The sequence below is a fragment of the Clostridioides sp. LIBA-6822 genome (genome assembly GCF_056688955.1).
The window spans coordinates 3735208-3748348 of the sequence record NZ_CP196995.1 but is presented as its reverse complement, the minus strand read 5'-3'; the positions used below and the strand labels follow the sequence as shown (position 1 = coordinate 3748348).

The following is a 13141-nucleotide window of genomic DNA, read 5'->3' as shown; positions in this document are numbered from 1 at the left end:
ATGTAAAGAAGTCAAAAATCAATAAATTAAGTAGAGTATGAATAAATTAAAAAAGTAAAATGTCAAAGTGAAACACCAACAAATTAAAAATTATATGGGGGAATATCAAAATGTTAAATGAAACAAGAAAAAAACAATTAACTGAAGTATGCCAAGATTTAATAAGAAATGCTAGTTATTCAGGTCAGGAAGAAAATGTAGTAAAAGCAATAGAAGAAAACTTTGCTTTACTAGGTTTTGATAGCTGGTCAAGAGATAGATATGGAAATATAGTAGGATGTATAAAAGGAAACAAACCAGGTAAGAAAATATTATTTGATGGACATATAGATACAGTTCCAGTTCCAGATGCAAGTAAATGGAGCGTTCCTCCTTTTGAAGCGAGAATAGTAGATGGAAAAATATATGGTAGAGGAACTTCTGATATGAAAGGGCAAGTAAGTGCTATGATGGCAGCTGTTTCATATTTTGCAGAAGATACTAACAAAGATTTTGAAGGTGAATTATATGTAGCAGGAGTTGTTCATGAAGAAATATTTGAAGGAGTTTCAGCTAGAGAAATAAGTAAGGCTGTTGAGCCTGATTATGTTGTAATAGGTGAATCTTCAGAATTAAACTTAAAGATTGGTCAAAGAGGTAGAGGAGAAATAGTAGTAGAGACTTTTGGTAAACCAGCTCACTCTGCTAATCCAGAAAAAGGTGTAAATGCAGTTTATAAAATGGCTAATGTAATCCAAAAGATACAACAATTAGTACCTCCAACTCATCCAGTTTTAGGTGATGGAATACTAGTTTTAACAGATATAAAATCTTCTCCATATCCAGGGGCTTCAGTAGTGCCAGATTACTGTAAAGCAACTTTTGACAGAAGATTATTAGTTGGCGAAACAAGAGAAGGAGTATTAGCTCCAATACAAGCATTATTAGATGAAATGATGAAAGAAGATGCAGAATTAAATGCAAAAGTTTCTTATGCAGCTGAAAAAGCTGATTGTTATACAGGAAATACTATAGAAAGTGAAAGATTCTTCCCAGGCTGGTTATATGACGAAGAGGATGAATTTGTTCAAGCAGCATATAAAGGATTAAAAGAAGCTGGAATAGATTCAGAAATAACTCAATACTCATTCTGTACAAATGGAAGCCATTATGCAGGTGAGGCTGGAATAAGAACAATAGGATTTGGTCCTTCTAAAGAAAATCTTGCTCACACAATAGATGAGTATATAGAATTAGACCAATTATTCAAAGGTGCAGAAGGATATTATGGTATATTAAAATCAGTTTACAAAAAATAATTAGGAGATGGTTTTGTGAGAACTTTAATAAAACATGGGCTTATAGTAGATGGAAGTAAAACACCAGCATATGAAGGAGATATTTTAATAGAAGATGAGAAGATATTAAAAATATCACAGGATTTAAATGAAGAAGCTGACAAAGTTATAGATGCAAAAGGTAGAGTTATATGTCCAGGTTTCATAGATACTCATAGCCATTCAGACCTAGTTATTTTAGTTAATCCATATAATGAGGTAAAGATTAGACAGGGAATTACAACAGAAGTGTTGGGCCAAGATGGTATATCTATGGCCCCTCTACCTCAAGAACATATATCTTCTTGGAGAAAAAATTTAGCAGGCCTAGATGGTGAAAGTGATGAAATTGATTGGAAATATGAAACAACAGAGAATTATCTAAAAATGATGGATAACAATGGGGTAGGTTTAAATGAAACTTATTTAGTACCTCATGGAAACGTTAGAATGGAAGCGATGGGGCTTGAAGATAGACCTGCCACTAAAGAAGAAATTCAAAAGATGTGTGAAATCACAGAGAGAGAATTAAAAGCAGGAGCTATAGGATTGTCTACTGGACTTATATATATACCTTGTGCATATTCGTTGACAGAAGAAATTATAGAAATGTGTAAGATTGTAGCAAAATACGATGGAGTATTTGTAGTTCACCAAAGAAGTGAAGCAGATACAATTTTAACATCAATGGAAGAAATCATAGAAATTGGAAAACAATCAGGAGTAAAAGTCCATTTTTCACACTTTAAGGTTTGTGGTAAATCAAATTGGAAGTATATACCTCAAGTTATAGAGCTTTTAGAAAAAGCAGAAAAAGAAGGCATACGAGTATCTTTTGACCAATATCCATATGCGGCAGGAAGTACAATGCTTGGAGTAGTTTTACCTCCTTGGGCACATTCTGGAGGAACTGATAAGTTAATCGAAAGATTAAGTGATGAAAACGAAAGAGCAAAAATGAAAAAAGATATAGCAAATGGAATAGAAGGTTGGGATAACTTTATAGAATTTGCAGGAATAGACCAAATATTTGTAACAAGTGTAAAGACAGAAAAAAATAAAGATACAATTGGTAAGAGCTTACTAGAAATTGGAGAAATGAGAGGAAAAGACCCATTAGATGCAACGTTTGATTTATTAAAAGAAGAAGAAAATGCAGTTGGAATGGTAGATTTCTATGGATTGGAAGAACACATAATAGGATTCATGAAAAGAGATGAGCAAAATGTGTGTACAGATGGTCTTTTAGCAGGTAAACCACATCCAAGAGCCTATGGTTCTTTCCCTAAAATACTAGGAAGATATGTTAGAGAGTTAAACGTATTAACAATTGAAGAAGCTGTTTATAAAATGACTAAAAAGGCAGCTACAAGCTTTAGTATAAAAGATAGAGGCGAATTGAAAGAAGGATATTTTGCAGATATAGTTATATTTGATAAGGATACAGTTACTGGTTGTGACGATTTTATCAACTCTATGCAGTACCCTACAGGTATAGATTATGTAATTATAAATGGAAATTGTGTTGTTGAAGAAGGAAAATACAATAAAATTAAAGCAGGGAAAGTACTTAAAAATTAAATCTTAGCTTTAAGGGGGAATAAATTTATGATTTTAGTGGGGAATGGGAGGCTAATAAGCCAAGATTCTTTAAATCCCTATATGGAAGATGGATGTGTAGTAATAAACGATAATCTAATTGAAGATATAGGTACTACAGAGGAAATGAAAGCTAAATATCCAGTACATGAATTTATAGATGCAGGCAAGAAGATAATCATGCCTGGTCTAATAAATTCACATATGCATATATACAGCTCATTTGCTAGAGGAATGGCAGTTCCAGGAAAACCTTCTGAGAATTTTTTAGAGATACTGAACAATTTATGGTGGAGACTTGATAAACAGCTTACACTAGAAGATACTAAATACAGTGCATATGCAACGTATATAGAATGTATAAAAAATGGTGTGACAACAGTTTATGACCATCATGCAAGTCCAAATGCAATTGAAGGAAGTTTATTTACAATATCAGATGTTGCAAAGGATTTAGGAATAAGAACATGCCTTTGTTATGAGGTATCTGATAGAGATGGTGGGGATACAATCCAACAAGGTATCAATGAAAACGTAAACTTTATAAAATACGCTCAAAAAGATGATACAGACATGATAAAAGGTATGTTTGGTCTTCATGCTGCCTTTACACTATCTGATGATACATTAAATAAGTGTGCTTCAGAAATGGATGGTCTTGATACAGGTTACCATGTACATGTTGCTGAAGGATTAGACGATTTACAGTACAATTTAGACAAATATGGAAAGAGAGTTTTAGAAAGATTTAATGATTTCGGGGTATTAAAGGAAAAGACTATAGCAGTTCATTGTATATATATAAGTACAGATGAAATTAGCCTTTTAAACAAAACAAATACATTTGTAGTTCATAATCCAGAATCTAATATGGGAAATGCAGTTGGATGCTCTCCAGCAATAGAGTTATTAAAAAGAGATGTTACAGTAGGTCTAGGAACTGATGGATACACTAGCGATATGTTTGAATCATTAAAAGTTGCTAATATAATTCATAAACATCACTTGAGTGACCCAAGAGTTGGATTTGGAGAATCACAAACAATGTTATTTGATAACAATAGAAAAATAGCTAAGGCTTATTATAAAAATGACTTAGGAGTACTTAGAAAAGGTGCTTATGCAGATGTAATAGTAGTTGATTATATACCACATACTCCATTGACAGAAAACACAATAGGGGGACACACTATCTTTGGAATGAGTGGAAGAAGTGTAGATACGACTATTATAAATGGAAAAGTACTTATGAAAGACAGAAAGTTAGTAAATATAGACGAAGAAAGTATTCTAGCTAAAAGTAGAGAATTAAGCCAAAAACTATGGAATAGAATTTAAATGTTGTAAAATAGAACTTAGACAAAAATAGGAATTTAAATGAAGTATATATATATAAAATATACGGAATAGAATATTAAATTAAATAAAGAAGGGAGACCCAAAATGTCTCAAGATAAAAGCCCTAAAATAGCTCCAGTAGATGAAAGGTTACCCGTATCCAAATCTTGGGTATTTTCATTACAGCACGTTTTGGCAATGTGTGCAGGAGCAGTAGCGGTTCCTATGATGATAGGAAGTGCTGCACGACTAGATCATGCTAGTATTGTTTTTTTAATAAATGCTTGTTTATTTATGGCAGGGATAGGAACACTCATACAAAGTGTTGGTATAGGAAATATTGTAGGTGCTAAAATACCAGTAATAGAAGGAACTAGTTTTGCCGCTGTGGCAGGTATGACAGCAATAGCCTCATCATATAGTGATTCTCAGGTTGCAATACAGACAGTATTTGGTTCTGTAATAGTAGCTGGATTGTTTTGTATATTACTTGCTCCAGTGTTTGAAAAATTAATAAGATTTTTCCCTAGTGTAGTTACTGGAACAGTTGTTATTGTAATAGGTATTTCACTATTTCCAGTTGGGATAAAGTGGATAACTGACAACAAATTGGAAGCGGTTGAACCAAACTCATTAGCATTGGCTTTGGCAGTATTGGCAATAACTTTACTTTCATTTAAATTCTTAAAAGGAATTTGGAATAGTACAGCTATATTGGTAGGTATAGTACTTGGTACACTACTTTCCATGGCAGTTGGAATGGCAGATTTTAGTGCGGTAAATGGAGTTGGGTGGCTTAACTTAAATGTACCTTTAAAATTTGGAATGCCTAGATTTGAACCATCTGCAATACTATCATTGTGTTTAATTATGTTAGTACTTATGACAGAATCAGTTGGTAATATGATAGCTATTCATGAAATGGTAGACAAAGAAGTAACAGGTAAAAATATCAAAAGAGGTCTATTTGGAGATGGAATATCTACAGCTTTATCTGGAATATTCAACTCATTCCCAATAACTCCATTTGGTCAAAATACAGGAATAGTAGGTCTTACAGGTATAAAATCAAGATTTATAGCAGTTTATGCAGGGGTTATATTGCTAGTACTTGGTTTCCTACCAAAATTTGCAGCAATAATAGGAGCAATACCTAAGCCTGTTCTTGGAGGAGTAGGGTTTGCAATGTTTGGAATGGTAATGGTTGGAGGCGTAAAAACTCTAAGTAAAGTAAAGTTTGATGGAACTAAAAATGGAGTTATAGTAGCAGTTAGTGTTGGCTTATCTATGATACCACTAACAAATCCTGCTTTCTATAATAATTTCCCAACTTGGGTACAAACAATATTCCATAGTGGAATAACAACAGGTAGTTTATCAGCAGTACTTTTAAATATATTCTTCAATGAATTAGGTTCTAAAAAAGAAAAGAATAATAAAGTTGAAGAAGCAAAATAGAAATAAGATAAAAGGAAGATAAACAACAAATACAAATAAAATAAAAAGAAGATAAATAACAAATACAAATAAAAGAATATAAGCTAAATATTAAAAATATTTAATTAAGGGAGAGATAATAATATGGCTAATTTAAAAGTTAATTTATATGGAATGGAATTCTTAAACCCAATTATGACGGCAGCAGGTCCTGGAGCAAAAGATGGTGCTCTCTGTCAAGAGGCAGCAAAAGGTGGAGCAGGAGCTATATGTACAAAAACTATATCTGTATTACCAGCAGATGTACCAAGACCATGTATGGCAAAAACTAATAGTGGTTTCTTAAATACAGAATTATGGTCAGAGCTTCCAAAAGAGCAATGGATAGAAGAAGAATACAAAAAAGTAAAAGAAACAGGTCTTCCAGTAATAGTAAGTATGGGATATTCAGCAGAGCAAATAGCTGAAGTTGCTCCTTTAGTAAAACCTTATGCTGATGCAGTTGAATTATCTACTCATTATGTAGGTACAGATGTTGCTCCAATAGTAAATGCTTTAAAAGCTGCAAAAGCTGTTTTAGACGTACCAGTATTTATGAAAATGAGTCCTCATACTGATATTCAAACTATTGCAAAAGCTGTTGAAGAAGCAGGAGCAGATGGACTTGTAATGATAAACTCATTTGGACCATGTATGGCTATAGATGTAAATACAGGATACCCTATAATGGGAAGTAAAGCTGGATATGGATGGTTATCAGGTGCACCAATAAGACCTTTAGCAATAAGATGCATATATGAAGCTTCTCAAGTTGTAAATATACCAATAATAGGTGTTGGTGGAATCACTTGTGGAAAAGATGTAGCTGAAATGATGATGGCTGGAGCAAGTGCTGTTCAAGTATGTACAGAAGCAATCCTTAAAGGACCTTCTATCTATGGAAAAATTGCTAAAGAATTAAATGAATTTTTAGATGAGAATGGATATTCTGATGTTAATGAAATAAAAGGATTAACTCATAAAAAAATGGCAGCTAGAGGATTTAGAACTCATTCAGTAGCTCCAGTTGTAGATGATAACAAGTGTATCAAATGTAAACAATGTGTAACAAGCTGTGTATACGAAGCATTAGAAGTTACAGATAAATTAAATATAGATGCAGACAAGTGTTTTGGATGTGGACTATGTGTAACTAGATGTCCAAAAGGAGCTTTAAGCATCTGCTACAATCAAGTAGAAGCTGTAAATGAATAATATTGTATAAAAATTTAATAATTAACTTAGAGTAATATGTACTGAGATGATAAATATATGAGATTAATAGACTAGCTATAGCAATAATCTAATATAAAGCAATATACAAAACTATTCTAGTACAGTTTAGGTGGTATAAGGGTTTTAGTAAAATTACTTTAAGTTAATTGCTTGAGATAAAATAAATTGATACGTTATAAGTAAGGTGGAGTCTATATGGGAATTGTTTTAAAAGGCGGGAAAGTAGTAACAAGTGAAAAAACTTACTGTGCAGATGTAAGAATAGAATATGAAAAAATAGTCGATATAGGTTTTGATATATCAAAAGAAAATGATGACATAGTCGATGTTAGTGATTCTTATGTTATACCAGGAGGTATAGATACACACACTCACTTTGACTTAGATACAGGGGTTACTAAGACAGCAGATAACTTTGAGACAGGTACAAAAGCTGCTATAGTTGGAGGAACTACTACTATATTAGATTTTGCTACACAAGCTAAAGGATGCTCTTTAAAAGAAGGATTAGAAGAATGGCATGAAAAAGCCAAAGATAAATCCTACTCAGATTATGGTTTTCACATGGCTATAACAGACTGGAATGACTCAGTTTGTAATGAAATGGAAGATATGGTAAAAGAGGGTGTATCTTCATTTAAATTGTATATGGCATATAAAGGAAGTCTCCAAGTTGATGATGGTGTCATATTTGAAGCTCTGAGAAAAGCAGAAGAGATAGGTGGAATTATTGGATTCCATTGTGAAAATGGGGATATAATATGTGAACTTGTGGATAAAGCAAGGGCAGAAAATAATTTATCTCCAAAGTACCATCAATTAACTAGACCAGCTATACTTGAAGCAGAAGCTACTTCAAGACTTATGAAGATAGCTGAAGTTGCAAACTCTAAGGTATATGTAGTTCATCTAAGTTGTAAAGAATCCTTGGAAGAAGTTTTAAAAGCTAAGCAAAGAGGTGTGGATGTAATAGTTGAAACTTGTCCTCAATACCTTCTATTAAATGATGAATTATATGATTTAGATGGATTTGAAAGTGCTAAGTATGTAATGTCACCACCTTTAAGAAATAAGGAAAATAATGAAATATTATGGAATGCTATTTCAGATAATCAGATAGATACTATAGGAACAGACCACTGCTCTTTTAATTATAGGAGACAGAAGGAACTTGGAATAAACGATTTCAGCAAAATACCGAATGGTTCTCCAGGTGTAGAACATAGGATGAGTCTTTTATACACATATGGAGTATGTAAAAATAAAATATCTATCAACAAGATGGTAGAAGTAACATCAACTAATGCAGCAAAATTATTTGGAATGTATCCTAATAAAGGAACTATAGAATTAGGTAGTGACGCAGATATATTAGTCTTAAATCCAAACAAGAAATCTAAAATAGAAGCAAAAAAACAATTACAAAATGTAGATTATACACCTTATGAAGGGTATGAAGTGGATTGTCAAATAGAACATGTTTACTTAAGAGGAAAAGAAGTAGTTAGAGAGGGAGAATTAATCTGCAATACTCCAAGTGGGAGATATATAAATAGGCGTCTAACAAAGGGGGCTAGAGAATGGTAGAATTTATATTAAATGGAAAGAAAGTTGTTGCAAAAGAAGGCAAAAAACTTTTAGACTTCCTTAGAGAAGATATGAATATAACTTCAGTTAAAAATGGATGTTCAGAAGGTGCTTGTGGAACATGTATGGTTATAATAGATGGTAAAGCAACTAAAGCATGTGTATTTAAAACTGATAAATTAGCTGGAAAAAACATAACGACTATAGAGGGATTATCAGAAAGAGAAAGAGATGTTTTTGCATATTCTTTTGCTAGCCAAGGAGCTGTACAATGTGGATTTTGTATTCCAGGTATGGTAATTAGTTCAAAAGCACTCATAGACGTTAACAATAATCCTACTGAAGATGATATAAAGAAAGCCTTAAAAGGTAATATATGTAGATGTACAGGGTATGTAAAAATAATTAAAGCTGTTGATTTAGCAGCAAAGATTTTTAGAGAAGATATAGATGTACCAAAAGTAAACTGTAAAGGTCTAGTAGGAGAAAATCTTCCTAGAGTTGATGCAGTAGGTAAAGCACTTGGATATTCTGAATATGTAGATGATATGAGAATTGAGGGTATGATTTATGGTTCAGCAGTTAGAGCAAAGTATCCTAGAGCTTTAGTCAAAAAAATAGATATAGAAGAAGCAAAAGCTTATCCAGGAGTTGTTGCAGTTCTAACAGCTAAAGACATTCCAGGAACTATAAAAGTAGGTCACTTAAAGAAGGATTGGGATACTTTAATACCAGAAGGTGAAATAACTAGATATTTAGGAGATGGAATAGTCTTAGTGGCAGCAGAAACTAGAGAGGCATTGGAAGAAGCAAAAAAACTAGTTAAGATAGATTATGAAGAATTAACATCATTGAGTACTACAGAAGATGCTCTTAGAGAGGATGCTCCAAAGATACATGAGACAGGTAATGTACTTGTTAAGGAACATTTAGTAAGAGGAAACGCTGAAGAAAAGATAGAAAATTCAAAATATGTTGTAACTAAAAGATATACTACACCTGCTACAGAACACGCATTTTTAGAGCCTGAGTGCGCAGTAGCTGGTCCTTATGAAGAAGATGGAGTAATAATCTATTCAACAGACCAAGGGGTATTTGCTACTCAACATGAATGTGCAGATATGTTAGGGCTTCCACATGAGAAGGTAAGAGTGATAAATAAAATGGTAGGTGGAGGATTTGGTGGAAAAGAAGATATGAGTGTTCAACACCATGCAGCCTTACTTGCTTATCATACGAAAAGATTTGTGAAAGTACAGCTAACAAGAAAAGAAAGTATTATTGTTCATCCTAAACGACATGCCACAGAAATGGAATTTACGACAGCATGTGATGAAAATGGATATTTAACAGGTATGAAAGCAACTATAATATCTGATACAGGTGCATATGCATCTCTTGGAGGTCCAGTACTACAAAGATTGTGTACTCATGCAGCAGGACCATACAACTATCAAGATATTGATATAACAGGAACAGCAGTATACACTAACAATCCTCCTGGTGGAGCATTTAGAGGTTTTGGAGTTACACAGAGTTGTTTTGCAACAGAATGTAACCTAAATTTACTTGCTGAAATGGCAGGAATATCACCTTGGGAGATAAGATATAAAAATGCAATAAGACCTGGTCAAGTTTTACCAAATGGTCAATTTGCAGATGAAGGAACAGCAATGGCAGAAACACTAGAAGCTGTGAAAGAAGAGTATGAAAAGCATCCACGTGCAGGTATAGCTTGTGCAATGAAAAATAGTGGAGTTGGCGTTGGTATACCTGATGTTGGAAGATGCAGACTAGTAATAAAAGATGGAAGAGTTCATATAAGAACAAGTGCTTCTTGTATAGGTCAAGGTCTTGGTACTGTTATGACTCAAGTAGTTTGTGAGGCTACTGGTTTACCACCTGAAAGTATAGTGCATGAAGTTCCAGATACTCATTTGACACCAGACTCTGGGAATACTACGGCTTCAAGACAGACCGTATTTACAGGGGAAGCCACTAAAGTTGCATCAAATAAATTAAAAGAAACTTTGGAATCTGGTAAAACTTTACATGATTTAGATGGAGAAGAGTTTTACGGAGAATATGCAAGTATTACAGATAAAATGGGTTGTGATAAAGAAAATCCAGTAAGCCATGTTGCTTATGGATATGCTACACAAGTTGTAATGCTAGATGAAAATGGAAAATTGGAGAAAGTAGTAGCAGCACATGACGTTGGAAGAGCTATAAATCCAATCAGTTTAGAGGGTCAAATAGAAGGTGGAGTAGTTATGGGTCTTGGATATGCTCTAACTGAGGATTACCCAGTAGTAGATTCTGTGCCTACAGCTAAATTTGGTACACTAGGTTTATTTAAGTCTACAGATATACCAGAAATACAAGCTGTAATAGTTGAAAAGAACAAAGATTTACTAGCTTATGGAGCAAAAGGTGTAGGAGAAATTTGTACAGTTCCTACAGCACCAGCAGTGCAAAATGCCTATTATGTATTTGATAAAGAGTTTAGAACTGAACTACCACTACAAAATACTCCATATAGTAAAAAAAAGTAACAAAAAAAAGAAATATTAAATAAAAAAATAGATGAAATTGTAAATAAAAAAAACCCTTTTGCATAAGGTATATTTTAAATGATAGAATATACATATACAGGAGGGTTTTTCTTTTATAAAAATAAGTTTAATAAAATTGAGAGGTGAGCAGAATGAATTTTAATAATAGTCTAGAGTTAACTCAGTCTCAGAAGCTAATAATGACTACACAACTCAAGCAATCATTATCAATATTAAATATGAGTAAGTTAGAATTAGAAGAAGAGATTAAAAAAGAAGCAGAGAATAACCCATTAGTTGAAGTTGAAAAAAGTGGGGAGATAAATTGGGAAGAATATATAAAAGATATGGATAAGTCAAGACGTTTAGACAGAACAGAGATAAGCTATAATCCCGATAATGAAGTTAATCTAGAAAATTTAGTTAAATATTCGTCAAATTTATATGAGGATTTAAAATTTCAGATAAGCTTATATAAACTGACAGATAAAGAATTGGAAGTCTGTGAGTATATAATTGACAGTTTAGATGAAGATGGGTATTTAAGAACTGAGGAAAAAGTAATTGTTGATACTTTAAAGATAGATGAGGAACTTTTTGAAAAATGTTTGATTAGTGTTCAGCAGTTGGAACCTAGTGGAGTAGGAGCAAGAAGTCTTTCAGAATGTCTGATGATTCAAATGGCAAGTTTAGGAATATATAATGAAATTTTAGAGGAAATCGTTACAAAAGACTTAAATTTGATTGCAAATAATAAATATAAAGAGATAAGTAAAAAATACAATATGTCACTACAAAAATGCGTTGAACTGATAAATATAATTAAGACATTAGACCCAAAACCAGGAAGAACTTGTTCAGTAGAAAAAAGTGTATACATTCAACCCGATGTAACAGTAGAAAAAATTGATGATGAATTTATTGTATATTTAAATGAAAAAGATTCTTATCAGATAAGAATCAATAGTTATTATAAAGACATATTAAAAAATTCACAGTCTGATGAAAGTGCAAAAGAATTTATAAAAGAAAGACTAAATTCAGCAACAGGACTTATGAAGAATATAGAGAGTAGGAAAACTACAGTACTTAAGATTGCAGAAGAAATAGTAAAAGCTCAAGATGAATTCTTGAGAAAAGGGACAAAATATATAAAACCCTTAAAAATGAAGGACATAGCAGAAAAATTAGAATTCCATGAATCTACTATAAGTAGAGGTGTAAATGGTAAATATATGCTGACACCTTTTGGCGTGTATGAATTTAGATACTTCTTTAGTAGTGCTATTGAAACTGAGAATAATGAAATGGCATCTAGTACAAGCATAAAAAAAATTATAAAGGAAACAATAAAAGACGAAAATAAAAAGAAACCTTTAAGTGATGACCATATATCTAAGTTACTAAAAGAAAAAGGAATCAATGTTGCAAGAAGAACAGTTGCCAAATATCGTGAAGAATTAGGAATCCTATCTTCAAGCAAGAGAAAAGAATACTAATAAGTAAAAGACAAATATCAATATAACAAGGGGAAAAGGCTAATTAAAAGGTGAATGGAAATTAGGCTAAAAATGTTATGAAGTAAAATATTGAAAACATGAAAATGATATAGAATTAGAGAGTATAAAAATATTGAAGAGTAGTAAAATACTAAAAAATATTAGAAAACCAAATAGCATTAAAATATTAAAAAGCTAGAGAAAATTAGAATAGTGGAAAATACTAAAAAACTAGAAAACATAATTAAATGAACATTTTTAAAGAATCATTAAATATTAGAACAATAAGAATGTTGGTATAAATAAACTATTATTAAATTTAATAACTACAAAAGGAAAAACACATAGAGTATAAATTAAATAAAAATATAAAAACATATACAAAAAACCTTATATAAAAAAGAAAAAATACTGTACTTTGAAAATGGTGGAGAAATATATTACAAAACAAAAAAATAAAAAAGTTTTTGAAAAACTATTGAAATCTATACGCAAATCCTATAAAATAAAAATATCTTGTGGGACTTAAATAAAC

General features: G+C 32.1%; 8 protein-coding genes. All 8 read left to right on the top strand.

What is annotated here, in order from left to right:
* Window positions 1-110 precede the first annotated feature (110 nt).
* The 8 genes from ACTG48_RS17710 to rpoN all read left to right on the top strand — a co-directional run bounded on the left by ACTG48_RS17710 (window position 111) and on the right by rpoN (window position 12606).
* Complete coding sequence (locus tag ACTG48_RS17710; protein WP_479917558.1) at window positions 111-1298, top strand: YgeY family selenium metabolism-linked hydrolase; 1188 nt, start codon at window positions 111-113, stop codon at window positions 1296-1298.
* 15 nt (window positions 1299-1313) lie between these two features.
* Entirely contained in the window at window positions 1314-2897 is a 1584-nt protein-coding gene (locus ACTG48_RS17705) for an N-acyl-D-amino-acid deacylase family protein (RefSeq protein WP_479917557.1), read from the top strand.
* Between the two features lie 27 nt (window positions 2898-2924).
* Window positions 2925-4253 carry a putative aminohydrolase SsnA gene (ssnA, locus tag ACTG48_RS17700; RefSeq protein WP_021386013.1) on the top strand — a complete coding sequence of 443 codons (1329 nt, stop codon included), beginning with the start codon at window positions 2925-2927 and terminating at the stop codon, window positions 4251-4253.
* A 105-nt stretch (window positions 4254-4358) separates the two neighbouring features.
* A complete protein-coding gene (locus ACTG48_RS17695; RefSeq protein ID WP_479917556.1) occupies window positions 4359-5711 on the top strand; it encodes a nucleobase:cation symporter-2 family protein in 1353 nt (450 codons plus the stop codon).
* A gap of 123 nt (window positions 5712-5834) precedes the next feature.
* Window positions 5835-6944, top strand: coding sequence for a 4Fe-4S binding protein (locus tag ACTG48_RS17690; RefSeq protein WP_021385954.1), 1110 nt, complete (start codon window positions 5835-5837; stop codon window positions 6942-6944).
* Between the two features lie 216 nt (window positions 6945-7160).
* Window positions 7161-8552 carry a dihydropyrimidinase gene (hydA, locus tag ACTG48_RS17685; protein WP_479917555.1) on the top strand — a complete coding sequence of 464 codons (1392 nt, stop codon included), beginning with the start codon at window positions 7161-7163 and terminating at the stop codon, window positions 8550-8552.
* Window positions 8546-11107 carry a selenium-dependent xanthine dehydrogenase gene (gene xdh, locus ACTG48_RS17680; protein ID WP_479917554.1) on the top strand — a complete coding sequence of 854 codons (2562 nt, stop codon included), beginning with the start codon at window positions 8546-8548 and terminating at the stop codon, window positions 11105-11107. Before hydA ends, xdh begins: the two co-directional genes overlap by 7 nt.
* A gap of 152 nt (window positions 11108-11259) precedes the next feature.
* Window positions 11260-12606 (top strand): RNA polymerase factor sigma-54, encoded by a 1347-nt coding sequence (gene rpoN, locus ACTG48_RS17675; protein ID WP_021386088.1) that lies wholly within the window; start codon window positions 11260-11262, stop codon window positions 12604-12606.
* Window positions 12607-13141: the final 535 nt, after the last annotated feature.